Origin of the sequence: Halomonas sp. I1, from assembly GCF_032334135.1 — a bacterium.
GTDB lineage: Bacteria > Pseudomonadota > Gammaproteobacteria > Pseudomonadales > Halomonadaceae > Halomonas.
Map to the genome: position 1 here is coordinate 1 of NZ_JAVXUS010000015.1, position 20337 is coordinate 20337.

At 64.9% G+C, this 20337-nt stretch carries 22 protein-coding genes and 1 tRNA gene; 17 read left to right on the plus strand and 6 right to left on the minus strand.

Translation table 11 applies throughout. The annotated features are described in order from the left end of the window. Positions 1-97 precede the first annotated feature (97 nt). Positions 98-595, minus strand: a complete 498-nt coding sequence (locus RSO41_RS14215; RefSeq protein ID WP_315619809.1) for a hypothetical protein — start codon at positions 593-595, stop codon at positions 98-100. A 110-nt stretch (positions 596-705) separates the two neighbouring features. On the opposite strand from RSO41_RS14215, the gene RSO41_RS14220 reads away from it, so the two are divergent. The 3 genes from RSO41_RS14220 to RSO41_RS14230 all read left to right on the plus strand — a co-directional run bounded on the left by RSO41_RS14220 (position 706) and on the right by RSO41_RS14230 (position 1657). Further along, positions 706-838: transfer RNA gene (locus tag RSO41_RS14220), tRNA-OTHER, on the plus strand. Between the two features lie 184 nt (positions 839-1022). Next, entirely contained in the window at positions 1023-1355 is a 333-nt protein-coding gene (locus tag RSO41_RS14225) for a type II toxin-antitoxin system RelE/ParE family toxin (RefSeq protein WP_315619810.1), read from the plus strand. Next, positions 1352-1657: an addiction module antidote protein gene (locus tag RSO41_RS14230; RefSeq protein ID WP_315619811.1), complete on the plus strand. Its 306-nt coding sequence runs from the start codon at positions 1352-1354 to the stop codon at positions 1655-1657. Before RSO41_RS14225 ends, RSO41_RS14230 begins: the two co-directional genes overlap by 4 nt. A gap of 317 nt (positions 1658-1974) precedes the next feature. Here RSO41_RS14230 and RSO41_RS14235 read toward each other — a convergent pair whose 3' ends face one another. Beyond that, positions 1975-2880, minus strand: a complete 906-nt coding sequence (locus RSO41_RS14235) for a DMT family transporter (RefSeq protein WP_315619812.1) — start codon at positions 2878-2880, stop codon at positions 1975-1977. A 269-nt stretch (positions 2881-3149) separates the two neighbouring features. On the opposite strand from RSO41_RS14235, the gene rnk reads away from it, so the two are divergent. Beyond that, positions 3150-3557: a nucleoside diphosphate kinase regulator gene (gene rnk, locus RSO41_RS14240; RefSeq protein ID WP_315619813.1), complete on the plus strand. Its 408-nt coding sequence runs from the start codon at positions 3150-3152 to the stop codon at positions 3555-3557. A 65-nt stretch (positions 3558-3622) separates the two neighbouring features. After that, entirely contained in the window at positions 3623-4243 is a 621-nt protein-coding gene (locus RSO41_RS14245) for a LysE family translocator (RefSeq protein ID WP_315619814.1), read from the plus strand. 37 nt (positions 4244-4280) lie between these two features. On the opposite strand, the gene RSO41_RS14250 is transcribed toward RSO41_RS14245, so the two are convergent. The 3 genes from RSO41_RS14250 to kynA all read right to left on the minus strand — a co-directional run bounded on the left by RSO41_RS14250 (position 4281) and on the right by kynA (position 7452). After that, positions 4281-4805 (minus strand): YgjV family protein, encoded by a 525-nt coding sequence (locus RSO41_RS14250; protein WP_315619815.1) that lies wholly within the window; start codon positions 4803-4805, stop codon positions 4281-4283. A 67-nt stretch (positions 4806-4872) separates the two neighbouring features. After that, positions 4873-6522, minus strand: a complete 1650-nt coding sequence (locus tag RSO41_RS14255) for an acyl-CoA dehydrogenase family protein (protein WP_315619816.1) — start codon at positions 6520-6522, stop codon at positions 4873-4875. Positions 6523-6594: 72 nt separating this feature from the next. After that, positions 6595-7452, minus strand: a complete 858-nt coding sequence (kynA, locus tag RSO41_RS14260; protein ID WP_315619817.1) for a tryptophan 2,3-dioxygenase — start codon at positions 7450-7452, stop codon at positions 6595-6597. Positions 7453-7603: 151 nt separating this feature from the next. Between kynA and RSO41_RS14265 the strand changes: the two genes are divergently transcribed. Beyond that, positions 7604-8155, plus strand: a complete 552-nt coding sequence (locus RSO41_RS14265) for an NUDIX hydrolase (RefSeq protein ID WP_315619819.1) — start codon at positions 7604-7606, stop codon at positions 8153-8155. A 71-nt stretch (positions 8156-8226) separates the two neighbouring features. Then, complete coding sequence (locus RSO41_RS14270; RefSeq protein ID WP_315619820.1) at positions 8227-8712, plus strand: glutathione peroxidase; 486 nt, start codon at positions 8227-8229, stop codon at positions 8710-8712. 23 nt (positions 8713-8735) lie between these two features. Here the strand turns inward: RSO41_RS14270 and RSO41_RS14275 are convergent, their stop codons facing one another. Next, a complete protein-coding gene (locus RSO41_RS14275) occupies positions 8736-9125 on the minus strand; it encodes a hypothetical protein (RefSeq protein ID WP_315619821.1) in 390 nt (129 codons plus the stop codon). A gap of 213 nt (positions 9126-9338) precedes the next feature. Here RSO41_RS14275 and fabV point away from each other — a divergent pair, with 213 nt between their 5' ends. The 10 genes from fabV (at position 9339) to astB (ending at position 20200) form a co-directional block, all read left to right on the plus strand. After that, on the plus strand, positions 9339-10541 hold the full coding sequence (fabV, locus tag RSO41_RS14280) for an enoyl-ACP reductase FabV (protein ID WP_315619823.1): 1203 nt from the start codon (positions 9339-9341) through the stop codon (positions 10539-10541). Between the two features lie 10 nt (positions 10542-10551). Next, positions 10552-11232 (plus strand): DUF2959 domain-containing protein, encoded by a 681-nt coding sequence (locus RSO41_RS14285; protein ID WP_315619824.1) that lies wholly within the window; start codon positions 10552-10554, stop codon positions 11230-11232. Further along, on the plus strand, positions 11222-12202 hold the full coding sequence (locus tag RSO41_RS14290) for a GlxA family transcriptional regulator (protein ID WP_315619911.1): 981 nt from the start codon (positions 11222-11224) through the stop codon (positions 12200-12202). Before RSO41_RS14285 ends, RSO41_RS14290 begins: the two co-directional genes overlap by 11 nt. Positions 12203-12320: 118 nt before the next feature. After that, a complete protein-coding gene (locus tag RSO41_RS14295; protein ID WP_315619825.1) occupies positions 12321-12878 on the plus strand; it encodes an isochorismatase family protein in 558 nt (185 codons plus the stop codon). After that, positions 12868-13851: a GlxA family transcriptional regulator gene (locus tag RSO41_RS14300; protein WP_315619826.1), complete on the plus strand. Its 984-nt coding sequence runs from the start codon at positions 12868-12870 to the stop codon at positions 13849-13851. The genes RSO41_RS14295 and RSO41_RS14300 overlap by 11 nt, the downstream gene beginning before the upstream one ends. Before the next feature lie 140 nt (positions 13852-13991). Then, positions 13992-15206 carry an aspartate aminotransferase family protein gene (locus tag RSO41_RS14305; RefSeq protein ID WP_315619827.1) on the plus strand — a complete coding sequence of 405 codons (1215 nt, stop codon included), beginning with the start codon at positions 13992-13994 and terminating at the stop codon, positions 15204-15206. 47 nt (positions 15207-15253) lie between these two features. Continuing rightward, on the plus strand, positions 15254-16324 hold the full coding sequence (locus RSO41_RS14310) for an arginine N-succinyltransferase (protein WP_315619828.1): 1071 nt from the start codon (positions 15254-15256) through the stop codon (positions 16322-16324). Then, positions 16324-17370, plus strand: coding sequence for an arginine N-succinyltransferase (gene astA / locus RSO41_RS14315; protein ID WP_315619830.1), 1047 nt, complete (start codon positions 16324-16326; stop codon positions 17368-17370). The genes RSO41_RS14310 and astA overlap by 1 nt, the downstream gene beginning before the upstream one ends. Then, complete coding sequence (gene astD / locus RSO41_RS14320) at positions 17370-18839, plus strand: succinylglutamate-semialdehyde dehydrogenase (protein WP_315619831.1); 1470 nt, start codon at positions 17370-17372, stop codon at positions 18837-18839. Before astA ends, astD begins: the two co-directional genes overlap by 1 nt. Then, complete coding sequence (gene astB, locus RSO41_RS14325; protein WP_315619833.1) at positions 18836-20200, plus strand: N-succinylarginine dihydrolase; 1365 nt, start codon at positions 18836-18838, stop codon at positions 20198-20200. The genes astD and astB overlap by 4 nt, the downstream gene beginning before the upstream one ends. Positions 20201-20337 lie beyond the last annotated feature (137 nt).

The following is a 20337-nucleotide window of genomic DNA, read 5'->3' on the forward strand; positions in this document are numbered from 1 at the left end:
CGTTTCAAGACGGCGATCCTGTTTCATTTCGGCGGGCTGGAAATGACACCTAACCCACTGAAATAGATGAAGAGCCATGAATCAACATATTAGGCCATCATCGGGGTATGCTTCTGGCGAATATGGCTAATTGCTTTGCAGCTTCCTTCCGTGCCTCATAGGCACACTCATACGACTCAGGGTGTACCCCTTGCGAGTGGTTCGCCCTTTCTTCAGACTCAGCAACGCTGACCAGCGCCTGGAGGTTATCTCGAAGGTGGTAGAGGCTGGTAAAGCCCTCTGGGGCAGGCAGGCTCTCTAGGGTTACGGTGTTCAGGATCTTGATTTTATCTCTAAGAGGGGGAGTTCCTGCACCTTCGTGGCGAAAGAATGTGTCATCTTTAAGCCTGTTAATAATGTCATCTGCATCTTTATCCGCCTGTTCCGCAATTGACAATATTGTCCTCCGGTAGCGTCGATCCTGTGCTTTTCGCATGGCGACATCTCGCCAGTGTTGCCACGCAGCTATTGCTGCAGCAGCTAGAATCGCGAGGATTGAGCCAATAGCTTGCACCCAGGCTGGATTGGCAATCACTTGCTCCAAGAATTTCCCCATAGGCTACCTCCTGTTGACTAGTGCCTCAGGCTACCTGCTGCACCGTGATGAACAAGGGCAGGTGGTCGCAGTTTGGTCGCAGATCGAGTGCGACCAATGCTGTATATGTAGCCAGTGTGATGCTGTAAGGCGTTGATATATCGGACGATAGCGGTAGCAAGCGCGGCCCGTGATTGCCTTGAAACGGATTCAAAATCCGCCGCTGTAACAGGCGTGTCGGTTCGAGTCCGACCACCGGCACCACTTTACATCAAGCGCTTACTTTCCCTTCCCCTTGCGTCTTGGTTCATTTGGAACTTCCTCCAGTGTCAACATCATGTCAATGGAGCTTTGGTGCGAACTTGAGTTGTGCCCATTCGAAGCCGGATATTCTGGTATCGGACGATAAGCCGACCCCCTTTCGTAGCTTTTAAGCTACAATAGCTCCATGATGGAGCTGACGCACTACCTGACCGCTGACGGCCATGATCCATTTCAGGCCTGGCTGGACGCGACCAAGATCAAGGATCGTCAGGCCGCCATGCGGGTGCTGACTCGCCTCAACCGGCTGGCCGCAGGCAATGCCGGCGATTCCAAGGCCGTGGGTAACGGGGTGCTCGAGCTGCGCATCGACTACGGGCCTGGCTATCGCGTTTACTACGCCAAGGTAGGCCAGCGCCTGGTGATGTTGTTGATCGGCGGTACGAAGAATCGCCAGCAAGCCGACATAGAGCAGGCAAAAGCGTTTCTGGCAGACCACCGAAGGAGAGCCCGCACATGAAAAGTCATGACGATGCTGTAACCCAAATGCTGCGCGATGATCCGGACATGGCGCTTGATTACCTGCGTACCGCCTTTGACGAGCTGGACGAGGAGGGCGGTGAATCGGCCTTCCTGATGGCGCTTCGCCATGTGGTGGAAGCGAGAGGCGGCATGGCGGAGGTGGCCGAGCGTGCCCAGGTGTCGCGCGAAAGCCTGTACCGGGCGCTGTCCCCCAAGGGGAATCCCACCCTGAGCACCATGACGGCTGTCATCAAGGCGACAGGTATTCACTTCCACGACCTGACGCACCATGCCCCCTGAGGGGCGTGGTGCCTTGGCGATAAGTCGCATCCGGAAGCATCCAAGCGCATTTCTGGTATTGGGACGGGTATTGGGTTTTTCGACAATACGTTACGCAACGCATTGATTTTTATGAGTGCGCGTCGGCTTCAAAATCCGCCGCCTTCACGGGTGTGTCGGTTCGAGTCCGACCACCGGCACCACTTTTCAACATGTGGTCAGTCAAGGAGTGCTCAGCGGCATTTCCCTTCTTCTCGCAGACCCCCTCCTCGCCGTCTCCTTCTGCCCGTTCTTCTCTTGCCAGGCTTCAGTGCCTGATTCGCTGCCGAGTGGCCTCGTTACTGTTTGGCCTCCTGTCTTCCGCGGGGCCGGCCGTTCGTCCCTGGCCAGCGGCTCTGGGTCAATAGCGCGCCGCCGACCACGGCGGCGGTGGCGATGAACAGCTCCTGGCTCAGGGTGCTCCAGCCGAGTGCCACCAGCAGCATTGCCGAGATGATCGGTACCAGATAGGTCATGACGCCGAGTAGCGTGGTCGGGCCGTTTTTCAGCGCATGGCCCCAGGTGATGAATGCCAGGCCATAGGGACCGATACCGATCAGGCAGGCGGCCAGCCAGTCCAGCGATGTGGTGGCAGTGGGTGTCGATTCGAACACCAGGTGTATTGCCAGGGCGATCACGCCAGCATGCAAGAACAGCCGTTGATAGCCGCGAGAGGATAGCCCGCCCGACTGACGAAGATGCAGGGAAAAGGCGATCCACGACAGGCCGGCGAGTGCACCGGCGAAATACGCCCAGGGCGATGTGGCGGTGCCCTGGTTGTCGCCCAGGATCAAGGGGACCATGCCGGCGAACGCCACGCTGGCACCGATCAGGGGCATCGGCCGTAGGCCCTTGCCGTCCAGGTGATCGGAAACGAGCACGAGGCCGAGCGGCCAGGTGTAGGTGATCAGGGTGACCTTGGCCGGGTCGCCGCCTTCGAGTGCCAGGAAATAGCCATACAGGGCCCCGACCAGTCCTCCGACGCCCATTGTCCAGTGACGGACGCCGAATCGTTCACGACCCAGTCGCTTCGTCGTCTTGACCATGCCGATGAGACGTGTGAAGCCGGCAGCACAGGCCATGGCGACTGCGGTGATGAGCATGGGAGGCAGGGAGGCCAGGTGCTTGAGGACCGGCAGGCTGCCCCAGAGGACGACCGTCAAAATACCGGCTGACAGACTGGTAAGCATTTTCCAATCGCGCATTTTCGCCTCTCCATTCATGACCTGCTTCACCTGTAGGGGAGGCGCAGTGTAGGCGCGAAGAGATGCATCAAGAAAACGAAGTATCTCGATAATAACATCACGAATCGTGATGGTATTCTGCAATGGATTACCTGGGCCCCTTGTCGGCCTGTCTTTCCTCGCGAGGATGGCGTATGGTGGCTTTGTGGACAGTCCTTCTCCTGCTAACGGGTGGAGGGCTGTTTTCGTTGGTCACCCCCCGTATGCCACATATCGGCAAGGAGGCTCATATGGCGGTGCGTCCCCCCTTGATCATCAATCGGCTCGATGCCGAGCGTTTGCAACGACTCATCGATGCGGCTGGCGACGATGCCGTGGCGCGTTCTCTGGAGGAGGAACTGGAGCGTGGTGAGGTGCTCGATCCGGAGGAGATCCCGATGGATGTGATCAGCATGAACAGCCAGGTGCGTTTCACCGATCTGACGCGCGAGCGTGAGATCGTGCGGACCCTGGTATACCCTCGTTCGCTGGACGCCACCGAGGATGGTGTCTCGGTCATGGCGCCGGTCGGTGCGGCACTGCTCGGTCTACGTGTCGGTGATGTCATCGAGTGGCCGCTACCCGGCGGGGAGCGGACGTCGCTTCGCGTCGACGCCATCCTCTGGCAGCCGGAACGAGAGGGGCAGTTCCACCGTTAAGCGCTGTTCCGCAACGCCTGCGCATTGGTGCCCCTTCCCGTGATCAAGCTCCATGGAGAATGCTCATGCCTCTTTCACTCTGGCTGTCGCTGGCGGCCGTCTGCGCCATGGGGGCCATGTCCCCCGGGCCTAGCCTGGCGCTGGTGCTGCGTCATACGCTCGGCGGCGGTCGCATGCCGGGCGTGGCAGCGGCCTTGTCTCATGCACTGGGCGTCGGGCTCTATGCGCTGCTGACTGTTTGGGGCCTGGGGGCGCTGATCGTGAGTTTCCCGACGTTGTTCCAGGCGATCACCTGGGCGGGCGCGGCCTATCTGGCCTGGCTGGGTATCAAGGCACTGCGTGCCGGACGAGCGGGTGCGCTCGAAGCGGATGCCATGGCTACTTCGGGCATGCAGGCGGCCCGCGAGGGGATGCTGGTGGCACTTGGCAACCCCAAGCTCATCCTGTTCTTCGTCGCCCTGCTCAGCCAGTTCGTGACGCCGGACATGAGCCTGACGGCTCGCGCGATCATCGTGTTCACGGCCATGATCATCGACGGTGGCTGGTATGTGCTGGTGGCCGTCGGGCTCTCCCATTCCCGGGTGTTGCCCTGGTTGCAGGCCCGCGCTCACTGGATCAATCGGGCCACCGGTGTATTGCTGCTGGCGTTGGCGTTGCGGGTCGCCCTGGGCCCCATTGGTGGGTGACAGCGAGGCCGTACGGCGTTCGAGACACGCAGGCGTCTCAAGGGGCGCCATGCAACAGGGCGTCACGCCTGAGACGCTGAATGGTTACCACATTGGTGATGAAGATCAGGGTCTCGGCAATGCTGCCGCCGATGGAGCCTGCCAGCAGGTTGCTGATGATCCAGCAGAAGGCGGCGCTGGCCAACAGGACACGCATGGCGATGCCGCGCAACATGAACATGCCATAGGTACCCAATAACCCCGCCGCCAGGGCCGGAATATCGCGTGGCCCGCTCCAGGTCAGGGCCGCGATGACCAGGGTCGCGATCAGCACCGCGACCATGATGCCGATATGGCTCGGGTAGCGTCGCGCCAGGATGATACGCAGCACGATCAGCGCGGAGATGCCGGAAGCCACCCAGCTTTGGAAGAGGGCAAACTGCGCGGCGAAGGCGACATTGGCGAAGACGAGGATCACGAACAGCCGGTCGTCGCGCTTGCTGGAAAAGGCGACGATGCACAGCGCCAGGGCGGTCAGGCTGACGGCCTGACCCAGGATCCATCTGAGGGTCCAGTCCTCCATGAGCGGCTCCGGTTGGCAGGGGCGAGAGGGCTTCCCAGGCTATCCTATCGTACATTCCGGGCGCTTCTCAGGCGTGAAGGCGATTCAGAATCGCATCTTCGGGCGCATCCGGCGGCAGGGCGCCGAAGACGGGGCTGGCGTCGACGAGTCGGGAACGACAGAAGGTCTCGCCGATCTCGGCTGGCGCGTGGCGCAGCAGCAGGGCTCCCTGGAGACACTGGGCCAGGCGCTGGGTCAGCCAGCGTGCCTGACGCTCCAGGGTATCCGGTGGCGCTTCGAGACGCGTGATGAGTTCCTGCACGGCGGCGTCCAATGCCGACGACCCGCCGCGCGCCGTGTCGAGTTCCTGGCGAAGTGCCGTCAGGGCTTCGGGGTGGCGAGCGAATACTCGCAGGACATCCAGGCAGATGACGTTGCCCGAGCCTTCCCAGATGGAGTTTACCGGCGCTTCGCGGTAGAGCCGCGCCAGCGGGGACTCTTCCACGTAACCGATGCCGCCGAGGCATTCCATGGCCTCGGCCAGGAAACCGGGCGCGCGCTTGTTGTGCCAGTACTTGGCCAGGGCCGGCAACAGCCGGGCCAGGGCGGTCTCGTGGGCGTCGCCTCGTGCGGCGCCGTCGAAGGCACGGGCGGTGCGCAGGGTCAAGGCGACGCCGGCCTCGACTTCCAGTGCCATGTCGGCGAGCAGAGTGCGCATCAAGGGCTGCTCGGCCAGGCGCCGGCCGAAGGCGTGTCGTACGCGCACGTGCCGCCAGGCTTCGTCCAGCGCCTGACGCATCATCGCTACCGGTGCGGTGGCGGCGTCCAACCGGGTCTGCTGGACCATCGAGAGAATGGTGGCAACGCCGCGTCCGGGCTCGCCCAGCGGCTCGGCCCAGGCATCACGGTATTCGATTTCCGCCGAGGCGTTGGCCCGGTTGCCGCACTTGTCCTTGAGCCGTTGCAGCTCGATGGCGTTGCGTTCGCCGTCCGGGGTGAAGCGCGGCACCAGAAAGCAGCCGAGGCCGTCCTCGGTCTGCGCCAGGGTCAGGAAGGCGTCCGACATGGGGGCGCTGCAGAACCACTTGTGGCCGATCAACCGCCAGCCGTTCGCGTCGGGGGTGGCGCGAGTGGTGTTGGCGCGAACGTCGCTGCCGCCCTGTTTTTCGGTCATCGCCATGCCGAAGGTCAGCGCCGTCTTGCGCACGGCGGGTAGCGCACGGGGGTCGTAGTCCCAGTGCAGCAGGCCGGGAGACCAGCGGGCATGAAGGGACGGCGAGTGGCGCAGCGCCGGCATGGCGGCATGGGTCATGGTCACCGGGCAGCAGAAGCCGGGCTCCGCCTGGGTGAGCAGGTAGAGGGCGGCTACGTGGGCCTGGTGGCCGCCACGGCCTTCTTCCTGCCAAGCGACCGCATGCCAGCCGGAGTCCATGGCCATGTGCATCAGCGCATGGTAGGCCGGGTGGTAGTCGACGGCATCCAGGCGTCGCCCGTAGCGGTCGAACAGTCGCAGTTCGGGCGGATGGCGGTTGGCCGCCTCGCCAAGAGCGCGGACGTGCTCGCTGCCGACCTCGCGTCCCAGCGGGGCCAGGCGTTCGGCAACCCAGCCGGGGGCTTCCCGCGCCAGTGCCTCGCGCATCGGCAGGTCACCCTCGAGGAGGTCGCGATCTGCGGGGGACGGGGGCTGGTTGACCACTTCATGGGTCGCCAGCCGGGCTCGTGGCGCGTGATCCTGCATGGGCAGCTCCGATGGCGGGCCTGTTCTGAGCATGGTGGCCCGTCGGTGTCTGGTCAACGCCTTGGACGGCGGTCAGATGGTGGTTCTCACGGACCAGAGTTCGGGGAAGAATTGCAGGTCGAGGGCCTTGACCAGATAGCTGACGCCACCCGTGCCGCCGGTGCCATGGCGATAGCCGATGATACGCTCGACGGTTTTCATGTGACTGAAGCGCCACTTCTGGAAGTTGTACTCCAGATCCACCAGCTTTTCGGCCAGCTCGTAAAGGTCCCAGTGGCTCTCGGTATCCCGGTAGATCTCGCGCCAGGCGGCCTCGACGCGGGCTGAGGGGACATAGGGTTCGGACCAGTCCCGCTCCAGGCGGTCAGCCGGGATGTCGAAGCCGCGCTGTCCCAATCGCTGCAGGGTGATGTCGTAGAGACTGGGTGCCTGCAGCACCTCGTGCAGTCGATCGTAGTGGCGAGGGTGGGCGCGGTGGGCCTCGATCATGCGGGCGTTCTTGTTGCCGAGCAGGAATTCCAGTTCCCGGTACTGATATGACTGGAAGCCGGAGCTCTGACCCAGTTCGTCGCGAAAGCTCAGGTAATCCGCCGGGGTCATGGTGACGAGGACCTCCCAGGCGTTGATGAGCTGCTCCTGGATGCGCGCGACCCGAGTCAGCATCTTGAAGGCAGGGCGCAGGTCGCCGTGATGAATGCGCTCGGCGGCGCCGTGCGCTTCGTGCAGGCAGAGGCGTATCCACAGTTCGGAGGCCTGGTGGATGACGATGAACAGCATCTCGTCATGCTCGCTCGATAGCGGGCGCTGGCAATCCAGGAGGGCGTCGAGGTTCAGGTACTGGCCGTAGCTCATCGTCTGATCCCAGTGGACGCCTCCTTCATCGTCGAGGCCTACCTGGCGTTTATCGGCATTCGCATCGGTGTCACGCATCGCTCGGCCCTTGTCATCATTGTCGGGAGGGGAGGAAGACTGTAACGCAGGCGCCGGCAAGGGACGAAGGAAACGCGGTGGTGGGTAACGGGGAGATGACGTGCCCGGGGTGAGCCGTTAGGCTGATCCTATTTCCCTGCAGGGAGTCTTCATGGCCACCGCCCCAGGTGCGTCGCCCGAGTCGGCGACGGTCCAGCGTATTTCCGACGAAAGCATCCAGTTGGTGGATGCGCGCAACCGGCCTTGCGGCAGCGCGCCGCGCGCCACCATGCGGCGCTACCACTTCTGGCATCGCGCTACCTATATCGTGGTGCGCAACACGCGGGGCGAGTTGTGTGTGCAGCGCCGCACCCGGAGCAAGGAGGTTTTTCCCGGTGGCATCGACCTGGCCGCCGGGGGCGTGGTCGGTGCCGGAGAGGCGGTGCATGTGGCGGCGCGGCGCGAACTGGCCGAGGAGCTCGGGATCGTCGGGGTGCCTCTGCGGCATATGCTGGAGTTCGTGCATGCCCGGGATGGTAACCACATCTTCGGCAGCGCCTACCTGGTCGACTATGATGGCCCCCTGGCCCTGCAGGCGGATGAAGTCGCCGAGGCTTTCTGGCTTTCCCCTGATCGGGCCCTGGCGCTCGATGAGGTGACGCCGGACACGCGTCAGGTGGTGGAGACGCTCGTCCGTGACGGCGCTCTTGTGGCACCTGGGTGAGCCGTTGGCGCAGGACTGGCGCCGAGGGAGCCGGCATGGCATCTTGATGGAATAGACAGCGAGCCCGAGCCATGAGCATCCATGATCATGATTGCCGCACCTATAGCGGCGAGCCCTTCAACCTTCGCGCGCTGCGCGGCCAGGCGCTCCTGGTCGTCAATGTGGCCAGCCGTTGTGGCTTTACATCTCAGCTCGGCGAACTCGAGCGTCTCTATCGTCGCCACCGTGATCGCGGCTTCACCGTACTGGCCTTCCCCTGCAATCAGTTCGGTCGACAGTCACCCGAGTCAGCCTCGTCTTTTTGCTCCTTCGGCGAGCAGACGTATGGCGTGACCTTTCCGCTGATGGAGAAGGTCCGCGTCAATGGGCGTCATGCCCATCCCCTGTTCGTCGAACTCAAGCGAGATGCACCGGGGGTGCTGGGTACAGGTGTCATCAAATGGAACTTCACCAAGTTCCTGGTGGCCCGGGATGGCCGCGTCGTGCGCCGATTCTCGCCGCGGGCGGGTATCGGCGAACTCAACGAGGCGCTGGAGAGGATCCTCGACGAGTCCTGAGGAGGGTGATCCTCAATCGGCGATCATGACAAGGTCTCGCCCCGCGCGATCAACACCCGTTCCATCAGTTCGTTCCAGCGGTGGCGAGCCATCATGGTGGTCAGGCCCGAGAACAGGGCCCAGGTCTTGCGCCGCCAGCCCTTGAGCCTCAGGTTATGGGCGACCAGCAGGCGCATCAGCTTGTGGTCGTCGAAGTGACGCCATTCGCTGGCCACGGACATCTGCTGACGAGAGAGCACCGGCGCCAGCTCCAGGCGGAAGACCCATTCCAGCTCCTGAACGCTGAGGTCGTGGCGCTGGATGACCTCGACCATGCGGGCATAATCGGTCTCCCTGGGTTCCCGCTCCAGCCACAGGGGCGCCAGTGCCAGCCATAATTCGCCACGCTCGTCGACGAGGGTCTGGGCATCCATTGGCGGTCTCCTGCTCATTCTGTCGAATATCGGGGTCACTATTCATGCTGCCCCAGCCGGTGGCTCTCGACAATATCTCGACCGGTGTCACGGCCTCGCGAGTCGATCAGGGCGGACAGTGCCGTCCAGTGTCGCTAGAATGTCGCCATTGGCAAAACAACTTTCCGGATGCCGCCCCGCGCGGCTCCTCGGTATTCAACGAAGAGGTCTGTCGTGATCATCAAGCCCAAGGTACGCGGTTTCATCTGCACCACCACTCACCCTGTCGGTTGCGAGAAGAACGTGCTCGAGCAGATCGAGGCGACGCGGGCGCGAGGCCTGGACAAGAGCACCGGCCCCAAAAAAGTGCTGGTGGTAGGCGCCTCCAGCGGTTATGGCCTGGCGGCACGCGTCACCGCGGCCTTTGGCTACGGTGCCGATACCCTCGGCGTGTTCTTCGAGAAGCCGGGTACGGAGAAGAGGCCCGGCACTGCCGGTTGGTACAACGCCGCTGCCTTCGACAAGTTCGCCAAGGCCGAAGGCCTCTACAGCAAGTCCATCAATGGCGATGCCTTTTCCCATGAGGCGCGCGAGAAGGCTATCGAGCTGATCAAGCAGGATCTCGGCCAGGTCGACCTGGTGGTCTACTCCCTGGCGTCTCCGGTGCGCAAGCTGCCCGACAGCGGCGAGCTCAAGCGCTCGAGCCTCAAGCCGATCGGCGAGACCTACCGCGCCACCGCCATCGATACCAACAAGGACGCCATCACCGAAGCCGAGGTCGAGCCGGCCTCCGAGCAGGAGATCGCCGACACCATCGATGTGATGGGCGGCGAGGACTGGGAGCTGTGGATCGACGCCCTGGATCGTGCCGGCGTGCTGGCGCCGGGGGCCAGGTCCGTGGCCTTCAGCTACATCGGCACCGAGATCACCTGGCCGATCTATTGGCACGGCGCCCTGGGTCGGGCCAAGGAAGACCTCGATCGTGCCGCCGGCGAGATCGACAAGCGCCTCGGCGCGCAGGGCGGTGGCGCCAATGTGGCGGTACTCAAGTCGGTGGTCACCCAGGCCAGCGCGGCGATCCCGGTGATGCCGCTGTATATCGCCATGGTCTACAAGGTGATGAAGGAGCAGGGACTCCACGAAGGCACCATCGACCAGCTCAACCGGCTGTTCGGCGAGCGCCTCTATCTCGATGAAGGGCATGCCGAGACCGATGACGCCGGCCGCCTGCGTCTCGACGACTGGGAGCTGCGCGACGACGTCCAGCAGGCCTGCAAGACGTTGTGGTCGGAGGTCACTACCGACAACCTGTTCGAGATCACCGACTACGCCGGCTACAAGCACGACTTCCTGAAGCTGTTCGGCTTCGAGCGGGACGATGTGGATTACGAGGCCGATGTCGACACGGTCGCGACCTTCGATGTTGTCGAGCTCTGAGAGAGGCGACATGATGCGTCGAACCCAACCGCTACCGCTCCATGCCTGGCTGGGGTCGGTTCTGATGCTGCTTTTGCTGACCGGTTGCCAGAGCGCCTACTATGGCGCTCTGGAGAAGGTTGGCATCCACAAGCGCGATCTGATGGTTGAGCGGGTCGAGGAAGGGCGCGACGCTCAGGTGGCGGCCGAGGAACAGTTCGTGTCGGCGCTGGAGCAGTTCCGAGCCGTGGTGCGGGTCCCCGACAGCGAGCTGTCGCAGACCTATGAGCGTCTCGATGAGGCCTACGAGCGCAGCGACGTCGCCGCCGATCGGGTCGAGGAACGCATCGACGACATCGAGTCAGTGGCCACTGCCTTGTTCGACGAGTGGGAGGACGAGCTCGATCTCTATCAGAGCGCCGAGTATCGACGCCTGTCCGAACAACGGCTGCGGCAGACACGTCAGCGTTATGCGCAGATGCGGGATGCCATGCAGAACGCCGCCGACAGCATGCATCCCGTGCTGCTGGCAATGCGCGACAATGTGCTGCTGTTGAAGCACAACCTCAACGCCCGGGCGATCGGCGCATTGCGTGGGGAAGTCGACGGACTGGAGCGTGATGTCGCCGCGCTGAGGACGCGCATGCAAGCGGCGATTTCCCGGTCCAATGCCTTCATCGATACCCTGCACGATGTCGATGATGGCCGCTGATGGCAAGGCCTCGCCGCTTTCCCCCGGTCTGACGCGCGACGTGGGCGTGGTGGTATTGCCCGGGTTCTCGATGCTGGCCCAGGCCTGTGCCACCGAGCCCTTGCATGTGGCCAACCGACTGGCCGGGCGCACGCTGTATCGCCTGTCGACCTTCGCCGTCGATGAGCGGCCCGTTGCCAGTGCCTCCGGCCAGGCCCTGTTGCCTCAGGCAACCGCAGGGGAAGCGGGGCCGTCCCTGGATCTGCTGCTGGTGTGCGCGCCGGGCCCTCTGACGGGCAGCGTGCCCCGGCCGCTGTCCGATTGGCTGCAGCGTCTGGCCGCCGCCCGGGTGGTGCTGGGCGGCATCGGTGGCGGCACCGAAGTGCTGGCGCGTACCGGGGTGCTGGACGGCTATCGTGCCACCTTGCCCTGGCCGCGCTTCGAAGCCTTCGCCCGGGCGTATCCCCGGGTCCGATTGTCCCAGCAGCTGTTCGAGATCGACCGCGACCGGCTGACCTGCGGGGGCGGTACCGCCGCCATGGACATGATGATGACCCTGGTCGGCAGCCATCATGGGGACGAACTGGCCGAGCGCATCTCCGAGCACTTCGTGCTCGAGCGTATCCGCATGGGCGACGAGCCCCAGCAGGTGCCACTGCGCACGCGGCTTGGTCACGCTCCCCAGAGCCTGGTGGACGCGGTGGCGCTGATGGAGTCGAACATCGAGGAGCCGCTGACGACTCACGAGCTGGCCGAGCACCTCGGCATCTCGCGGCGCCAGCTCGAGCGATTGTTCAAGAAGTATCTCCAGGCCGTGCCCAGCCGTTATTACCTCAACCTGCGCCTGCAGCAGGCGCGTCGATTGCTGCGTGACAGTGACCGTCCCGCCGGCGAGATCGCCCTGCAGACCGGCTTTTCCTCGGCGGCGCATTTCTCCACCGCCTATCGCAATCACTTCGGCATGACGCCCCGGGAGGAGCGGCTGGGCTGAGCCCCGGCCAGGATCATCAAGATGGCCGAAATGGTCCGCTCGTCGGCCGTTCGAGGGCGTCAACGGCTGCGCTCCGGCGCTAAGGTGGCCACTCCACTTGCCATGAGAGGCTTTCTCCATGAACACCGCCCTGCTGATGATCGACGTGCAAGCTTCCTTCCCGGCCCGTGACTATTGGGACGAAGCCCTGGCCGCGCCCTGGCGCGAGCGGCAACACGCCTTGCTGGAGCTGGCCCGGCAAGCCGGAATTCCCGTGGTGCGCATCTTTCACGAGGAACCGGGCAGTGCGACGCCCTTCGATCCCGTGAATGGCCTGATTCGTCCGCTCGAGGGGTTCGACGAACCGGCGGCGGCGACCTTCCACAAGCGGGCCCACAACGCCTTTACCGATACCGAGCTGCAGGGCTGGCTGCGCGAGCGAGACATCGGGCGATTGCTCATCAGCGGCATTCGTACGGAGCAGTGCTGCGAGACCACCACCCGTGTCGCCGCCGACCTCGGTTTCGAGGTGGACTTCGTCAGCGAAGCGACCCTGACCTTCCCCATGAGCCGGCTGGGCCGAACCTGGTCCGCCGAGGATATTCGCGCGCGTACCGAGCTGGTGCTGGAAGGTCGCTTCGCGCGCATCGTCGATGTCGCCGGCCTGGCGAAGGAATGGGAAGCGCATGTCGCGTGAGGCCACGTCGTCTCTGAGGGTCGGGGTGCTGATGCTCCCCGGCCAGGTCCCGCTCGACCTGGTGGGCCCGCTCCAGGTGCTGCACTGTGCGCAGCGCATGCAGAAAGGCCTGGAAATTCGCTATGTCGGCCCCAGCGAGAAACTCGACTGGCTGGGGCCGCTGGCGCTGAGCGGGATCGAACCCTTGCCAGGGACGCCGCAGGCCTGGGATCTGTTGTTGGTGCCCGGTCAGTATCGGCAGGGCATTGATCCGGCCCTTCAGCCACTCATTGTCGACTGGCTGCGTCATCATGCGCCGGCGGTCGGTACGGTCATGGGGGTCTGTTCGGGCTCGTTGCTGCTGGCCGAGGCCGGCCTGCTGGATGGGCGGCGCTGCACCACCCACCATACCTTGCTGTCGCGGCTGGAAGCGCTGGCGTCCGGGGCGCGTGTCCAGGGTGACTGCATCTTCATCGAGGATGGGCCCATTCTTACCAGCGCCGGGATCTCCACGGGAATCGACACCATGCTGCACTGGTTGACCCGGCGACGCGGGCATCGGCTGACCCTGGCGGTGGCGCGGGAGATGGTGCTCTACCTGCGCCGCAGCGGCCATGAGCCGCAACTGACCGGCTGGCTGGAAGGGCGCAATCATGTCGACGAGCGCATCCACCGACTGCAGGATGCCCTGTGCGCCCGCTTGGGGGACGTGTGGACGATGGTCGACATGGCACGGGTGGCGGTCATGAGCGAACGTCACCTGCGGCGGCGCTTCATGGCGGTCGCCGGGATGTCGCCGCACGACTATCTGCAGCGTCTGCGTCTGCAGCTTGCCCGACAGTTGATGGAAGAGACACCCTGGCGCCTGGCACGCATCGCCGAGGAGGTCGGGTTCGGCGACGACCGCCAGCTCAGGCGTGCCTGGCGTCGTTTCGAGGGCGATTCGCCACGTGCCTGGCGCGAACGTCGGTCGCCCGAGACCGGTTCGAGCTGATTCGGTTCGCTGCCTTCTTTCACAATTCGCCGTCCCATTGCTGAAAGCCCCTTCGGTCCGCGCTCCCTATACTCGAATGCATCGACTCGAAAGAACGATGATCCATCCTTCCGAGCCTTCTCGAGCAAAAGGAGCGTGACATGACCCAGACCCCGACCCGCAGCGACTTCGACCAGTACATGGTGCCCAACTATGCGCCCCAGAAGACCATTCCGGTGCGTGGCGAGGGCAGCCGTCTGTGGGACCAGCAGGGCAAGGAGTACATCGATTTCGCCGGGGGGATCGCGGTGAACGCCCTGGGTCATTGCCACCCGGTGCTGGTCGATGCCCTCAAGGATCAGGCCGACAAGCTGTGGCACCTGGCCAATGTCTATACCAACGAGCCGGCCCTGAAGCTGGCGCGCAGCCTGGTCGAGCGTACCTTCGCCGACAAGGTCTATCTGTGCAATTCCGGAGGCGAGGCCAACGAGGCGGCGCTCAAGCTGGCGCGTCGCTGGGCCTACGACAATCACGGCGAGCACAAGAGCCGCATCGTCTCCTTCGGTAAGTCCTTCCATGGTCGGACCTTCTTCACCGTCAGCGTCGGTGGTCAGCCGAAATATTCCCAGGGCTTCGGCCCGGTCCCCGGCGGCATCGTGCATGGCGACTTCAATGACCTCGAGAGCGTGCGCGACCTGATCGATGCCGACACCTGCGCGGTGATGGTCGAACCGATGCAGGGCGAGGGCGGCATCATTCCTGCCGACCCCGAGTTCCTCAAGGGGCTGCGCGAGCTTTGCGATGCCAACGATGCTTTGCTGATCTTCGACGAGGTGCAGACCGGCGTGGGCCGTACCGGCTCGCTGTTTGCCTACATGCAGTACGGCGTGACGCCGGACATCCTGACCTCCGCCAAGGCGCTCGGCGGCGGCTTCCCGGTAGGTGCCATGCTGACCACCGACCGCGTCGCACCGTCGCTAGGCCTGGGCACCCATGGTTCGACATACGGCGGCAACGCCCTGGCCTCTGCCGTGGCTCTGGCAGCGGTCGAGCATATCGACACCCCCGAGGTGCTGGAGGGTGTGGCCAAGCGTCACGACCTGTTCCGCGAGCATCTCGAGGCCATCAACCGCAAGCATGGCGTCTTCAAGGAAGTGCGCGGCATGGGGCTGTTGATCGGCGCCGAGATGCGTCCCGAGTACGAGGGACGCGCCAAGGACATCCTGCCGCTGGCCATCGAGGAAGGCCTGATGGCGCTGGTGGCCGGTCCCAATGTACTGCGCATGGCGCCGTCGCTGGTGATCCCCGAGGCGGACATCGCCGAAGGCATGGCGCGTCTCGAGCGTGCCGTCGCACGCCTGGTGGCCGACCAGTGAGTCGCGTCCCCACCATGCCGGAAGCCGAATCACGTGGAGGCCATGACATGTTGGTGGTACGTCCTGCCCGGCCGGCGGATCTGCCGGCCCTTGAGCGGCTGGCGGGCAGCGCCACGCCGCGCCTGACCAACCTGCCGGCGCACCGCGACCGACTGGAGGAGCGCATCGCGCGCTCACAGCGGGCCTTCGAGGCCGAGGTGGAGTTTCCCGGCGACGAGCACTATACCTTCGTGCTCGAGGACCTGGAGCGAGGGGAGGCGGTGGGTACCGCCACCATCCGCGCCCAGGCCGGTGCCCGGGAGGCCTACTACACCTACCGTCAGGAGACGCTGATTCACGCCTCGCAGCAGCTCGACGTACGTCGCGAAGTGCAGACGCTGTCGCTCTCTCATGAGGTCTCCGAAGCCAGCCTGTTATGTGCTTACTCGCTCGACGCTCACTACCGGGGCACCAGCGCCGAGAGCCTGCTGCGCCGTGCTCGCTTGATGTTCATCGCCCAGTACCCGGAGCGATTCGCCGAGATCCTGGCGATGGCCTTCCCCGGTTATCTGGACGACGAGCAGCAGTCGCCCTTCTGGAACAGCGTGGGGCGCCATTTCTTCGTGCGCGATTTCCAAGAGATCAACTATGTGGCCGGGGTGCGCTCGAAGAGCTTCATCGCCGAGGTGATGCCGCAGTTTCCGCTCTACCAGGCGCTGCTCACGCCCCAGGCACGGGCCGCCGTGGGCCGCGAGCATCCGGAGCACGAGTCGGCCATGAACGAGATGCTCGCCGAAGGCTTCCTGCGTTCGCGACATGTCGACATCTTCGATGCCGGCCCGGTAATCAAGGGCGAACGCGAGCGGCTCGAGAGTTTTCGCCATGCCGCCTGGCATCCGGTACGCATTCGTCCGCCCCATTCGTTGCCGGATGCCGAGCCGGCCATGGTGGCCAATCAGCGCCTCGACGATTTCCGCTGCGTGGTGGCGCGCTATGCCCTGTCACCCACCGGCCAGTTGATGCTGTCGCCGGAGCACGCCGAGTTGCTCGGCGTCGAGGAAGGCCGCGCCGTGCTTGCCGCGCCGCTGGCACTCGCCGGTGCCGAGCATGATCCGGGTTACGACGAGGGAGAGTTGTAATGCGCATCCGACCGATTGCCGAGTCCGACCTGGACGAACTGCGGGCAGTGGCCCGTGAAACGGGAGTGGGGTTCACCTCGCTGCCCGATAATGAGCCCTTCCTGGCCGCCAAGATCGCTTCGGCGGTGAGTGCCTTCAATGGCGAGACACCGGAAGACAGGCGCCTGTACTTCTTCGTGCTCGAGGACGAGGTCGAAGGCCGCCTCGCCGGCTGCTGCGCCATTGAGAGCCAGGTGGGACGCGAGATTCCCTTTTACCACTATCGCGTCGGCACCCTGGCGCATTCCTCGGTGCAGCTCGACTTGCACCGCACCATCGATACGCTCTTTCTGAGCTCGGACCATACCGGCGATGCCGAGGTGGCTTCGCTGTTCCTGCGCCCCGAGTATCGTGGTGCCGATCGCCGCCACGAACGCAACGGCGCGCTTCTGTCGATGATGCGCTGGCTGTTCATGGCTGAATTCCGCGATGGCTTTCCCGACAAGGTCCTGGCGGAGATGCGTGGCCTGTTCGATGAGTCGGGGCGTAGCCCCTTCTGGGAGTGCCTGGGCAGCCACTTCTTCCCCATGGACTTCAACGAGGCCGATCGGCTCACCGGGCTGGGCCAGAAGAGTTTCATCGGCGAGCTGATGCCCAAGTTCCCGATCTACACGCCCTTTCTCTCCGAAGAGGCACGCGCCTGCATCGGCCAGGTACACGAGCACACGCGCCCGGCGTTGGCGATGCTCAAGAAGGAAGGGCTGCGCTGGGAAGGCTTCATCGACATCTTCGATGGCGGGCCCACCGTGGAGGCCTATATCGACGACGTGCGCGGCGTGCGCCTGTCGCGGACCTGTCGGGTCGAAATCAAGGCCGGCGAGCTGGAACAGACACCGCGCCCGCGCTGGCTGGCTGCCAACACCATCATGGCCGACTTCCGCGCGGCCTGGGTGGGACGCGGTCCCGATACAGAGGGCGTGCTGACTCTGAGCGAGGCCGAAGCCGAGCGGCTCGAGGTCGGCTCGGGCGACACCCTGCGCATTCTGGATACCGACGAGGAGACATGATGAAGGCGACGCAACAGCTACTGATCGGCGGCCAATGGCAGTCCGGCGAGGCCGAGACATTCGCCAAGCATGACCCCGTTGGCGGCGAAGCGCTGTGGTCCGGCGGTGCCGCCAGCGAGGTTCAGGTGGGCGCGGCGGTGGAGGCCGCCCGGGCCGCCATGCCGGCCTGGGCGCGCACGCCCCTGGAGGAGCGCAAGGCCCTGGTGGAGCGCTTCCGCGAAGTGCTGGAAACCCACCGTGAATCGCTGGCCACGGCCATCGCCCACGAAACCGGCAAGCCGTTGTGGGAAGCGCGCACCGAGGTCGGTGCCATGATCGGCAAGGTGGCGATCTCGATTCGCGCCCAGCAGGAACGTGCCGGCGAGCGCGAGCGTGACCTGGGTGATGCCCGGGCGGTGCTGCGCCATCGTCCCCATGGCGTGATGGCGGTGTTCGGCCCCTACAACTTCCCGGGCCACCTGCCCAACGGCCATATCGTGCCTGCACTGCTGGCCGGCAACACGGTGGTCTTCAAGCCCAGCGAGCAGACGCCGCTGACCGCCGACCTGACCCTGCAATGCTGGCGCGAGGCCGGCCTGCCCGAAGGCGTCATCAACCTGGTGCAGGGCGCGGCGCCGGTGGGGCAGGCATTGTCACGGCATCCAGGCATCGATGGCCTGCTGTTCACTGGCAGCGCCAAGGTCGGCGGCCTGCTGCAGCGCCAGTTCGCCGAGCAGCTCGGCAAGATCCTGGCCCTGGAGCTCGGTGGCAACAACCCGCTGGTGGTCAAGGATGTGCCGGACCAGGACGCGGCCGTGCTGACCATCCTGCAGTCGGCCTTCCTGTCCGGTGGCCAGCGCTGCACCTGCGCGCGCCGCTTGATCGTTCCTCGCGGGCCGGTGGGGGATCGCCTGCTGGAGGCACTGAGCGAGGCCATCGACAAGCTGCGGGTGGCCGGCCAGTTCGCCGAGCCGGCTGGCTTCTATGGTGGCCTGGCGACCCTGGACGCGGCGGATGGGCTGCTCGACGCCCAGGCGGATCTGGAGGCTCGAGGCGGCACGGTACTGTCGCGCATGGCGCGCCTGGAGGAGGGGACCAGCCTGCTGTCGCCCGCGCTGATCGATGTCACCGGCCTGGACGTGCCCGATGAAGAGCATTTCGGCCCGCTGCTCAAGGTCTATCGCTACAGCGACTGGGACGAGGCGCTGCGGCTCGCCAACGACACCCGCTATGGCCTCTCCGCCGGCCTGATCGGTGGCGAACGGGGCGACTGGGATGACTTCCTGCTGCGCATCCGCGCCGGCATCGTCAACTGGAACCGCCAGACCACCGGTGCCTCCGGCGACGCGCCCTTCGGCGGCGTGGGCGACAGCGGCAACCATCGCCCCAGTGCCTACTATGCCGCCGACTACTGCGCCTACCCGGTGGCCTCCATGGAGAGCGAGGACCTGCACCTGCCCGACAAGCTGCCGCCGGGGGTGACGCTATGAGCGATGCCCGGCGAGACGGATTCGATGTTCGCGAAGTCAACTTCGATGGCCTGGTAGGGCCGACCCACAATTACTCGGGGCTGGCCCATGGTAATGTGGCCTCGATGACCCATCAGGGCCTGGTCGCCAACCCTCGCGAGGCGGCCCTCCAGGGGCTCGAGAAGATGAAGTCGCTGATGGACGCCGGTTATGCCCAGGGCGTGCTGCCACCCCAGCAGCGCCCGGACCTGGGCGCCCTGCGCGCCCTGGGGTTCGGCGGCGACGATGCCCGGGTGCTCTCCCGGGCCGCGCATGACGCGCCGCAGCTGTTGCGTGCGGTGTGTTCCGCTTCCAGCATGTGGACCGCCAATGCGGGGACGGTGACGCCGAGCGTCGACGCCGCCGACGGTCGGGTGCATTTCACGCCGGCCAACCTGCAGTCGAGCTTCCATCGTTACCTGGAACCGGCCACTACCGGCCGCGTCCTGGCTTCGATCTTCGCCGACGAGACGCGTTTCGCACACCATCCGGTGCTGCCCGCCACGCCGGCCTTTTCCGACGAGGGAGCGGCCAACCACACCCGGCTGTGCGCGGGGCACGGCGAGGCCGGGGTGCATCTCTACGTCTATGGTCGCCAGGCGTTCGGCGGCGATGGCGTCGAGCCGCGTCGCTATCCCGCTCGCCAGACTCTGGAAGCCAGTCAGGCGGTGGCGCGTCAGCACGGGCTCGGCGATGCGCAGACGGTGTTTGCCCAGCAGCATCCCGAGGCCATCGATGCCGGCGTCTTCCATAACGATGTCATCGCGGTGGGCAATGGCCCCGTGCTGCTCTATCATGAGATGGCCTTCCGCGATGAGGAGGGCACCCTGGAGGCGCTGCGTGCCAGGATGCCCGAGCCGCTGATCCCGGTGCGAGTGCCGCGCGAGGCGGTCGGTCTCGACGATGCCGTGGCGTCGTATCTGTTCAACTCCCAGCTGCTCAGCAATCCCGATGGCACCATGACCCTGGTGGTACCCGGCGAATGCCAGGAGCGCGAGGCGGTCTGGCGTTGCATCCAGGATCATCTGCTGGCCGGCAACAACCCGATCGGCGAGGTGGTGGTCAAGGACGTCAAACAGAGCATGCGCAACGGCGGCGGTCCGGCCTGCCTGAGGCTGCGCGTGGCGCTCTCGGCGTCGGAGCGCGCCGCCGTCTCCGGCCGGGTGCTGCTCGACGACGACCTCTACGCAGCGCTGACGACCTGGGTCGAACGTCACTACCGGGACCGCCTGGCGCCCGACGACCTGGCCGACCCGAAACTCGCCGAGGAGACCCTCGCCGCCCTCGACGAACTGACCCGTATCCTGCGCATCGGTAGCGTCTACCCCTTCCAGCTCGGCTGAATCGGCGATTCTCTCCTTGTCTTGCCCCGCCAGGTTGGCGGGGCTTTTTCGCTTGCGCGATCATCTTCATGCTCGGCGCGGATGAAGTCTGCGGTTATGCTGGAGTCTACACGTTCACCATCGCGACAGAGGAGGTC

Excerpts from the sequence above, each read along its gene's own strand:
- RSO41_RS14275 (WP_315619821.1), bottom strand. The coding sequence starts at position 9,125 with ATGGATGCCCAGACCCTCGTCGACGAGCGTGGCGAATTATGGCTGGCA.
- RSO41_RS14285 (WP_315619824.1), top strand. The coding sequence starts at position 10,552 with ATGATGCGTCGAACCCAACCGCTACCGCTCCATGCCTGGCTGGGGTCG.
- RSO41_RS14255 (WP_315619816.1), bottom strand. The coding sequence starts at position 6,522 with ATGCAGGATCACGCGCCACGAGCCCGGCTGGCGACCCATGAAGTGGTC.
- astD (WP_315619831.1), top strand. The coding sequence starts at position 17,370 with ATGAAGGCGACGCAACAGCTACTGATCGGCGGCCAATGGCAGTCCGGC.
- RSO41_RS14245 (WP_315619814.1), top strand. The coding sequence starts at position 3,623 with ATGCCTCTTTCACTCTGGCTGTCGCTGGCGGCCGTCTGCGCCATGGGG.
- RSO41_RS14235 (WP_315619812.1), bottom strand. The coding sequence starts at position 2,880 with ATGCGCGATTGGAAAATGCTTACCAGTCTGTCAGCCGGTATTTTGACG.
- rnk (WP_315619813.1), top strand. The coding sequence starts at position 3,150 with ATGGCGGTGCGTCCCCCCTTGATCATCAATCGGCTCGATGCCGAGCGT.
- RSO41_RS14300 (WP_315619826.1), top strand. The coding sequence starts at position 12,868 with ATGTCGCGTGAGGCCACGTCGTCTCTGAGGGTCGGGGTGCTGATGCTC.
- RSO41_RS14215 (WP_315619809.1), bottom strand. The coding sequence starts at position 595 with ATGGGGAAATTCTTGGAGCAAGTGATTGCCAATCCAGCCTGGGTGCAA.
- kynA (WP_315619817.1), bottom strand. The coding sequence starts at position 7,452 with ATGCGTGACACCGATGCGAATGCCGATAAACGCCAGGTAGGCCTCGAC.
- RSO41_RS14265 (WP_315619819.1), top strand. The coding sequence starts at position 7,604 with ATGGCCACCGCCCCAGGTGCGTCGCCCGAGTCGGCGACGGTCCAGCGT.
- astA (WP_315619830.1), top strand. The coding sequence starts at position 16,324 with ATGCGCATCCGACCGATTGCCGAGTCCGACCTGGACGAACTGCGGGCA.
- RSO41_RS14250 (WP_315619815.1), bottom strand. The coding sequence starts at position 4,805 with ATGGAGGACTGGACCCTCAGATGGATCCTGGGTCAGGCCGTCAGCCTG.
- astB (WP_315619833.1), top strand. The coding sequence starts at position 18,836 with ATGAGCGATGCCCGGCGAGACGGATTCGATGTTCGCGAAGTCAACTTC.
- RSO41_RS14290 (WP_315619911.1), top strand. The coding sequence starts at position 11,222 with ATGGCCGCTGATGGCAAGGCCTCGCCGCTTTCCCCCGGTCTGACGCGC.
- RSO41_RS14305 (WP_315619827.1), top strand. The coding sequence starts at position 13,992 with ATGACCCAGACCCCGACCCGCAGCGACTTCGACCAGTACATGGTGCCC.
- RSO41_RS14225 (WP_315619810.1), top strand. The coding sequence starts at position 1,023 with ATGATGGAGCTGACGCACTACCTGACCGCTGACGGCCATGATCCATTT.
- RSO41_RS14310 (WP_315619828.1), top strand. The coding sequence starts at position 15,254 with ATGTTGGTGGTACGTCCTGCCCGGCCGGCGGATCTGCCGGCCCTTGAG.
- RSO41_RS14270 (WP_315619820.1), top strand. The coding sequence starts at position 8,227 with ATGAGCATCCATGATCATGATTGCCGCACCTATAGCGGCGAGCCCTTC.
- RSO41_RS14295 (WP_315619825.1), top strand. The coding sequence starts at position 12,321 with ATGAACACCGCCCTGCTGATGATCGACGTGCAAGCTTCCTTCCCGGCC.
- RSO41_RS14230 (WP_315619811.1), top strand. The coding sequence starts at position 1,352 with ATGAAAAGTCATGACGATGCTGTAACCCAAATGCTGCGCGATGATCCG.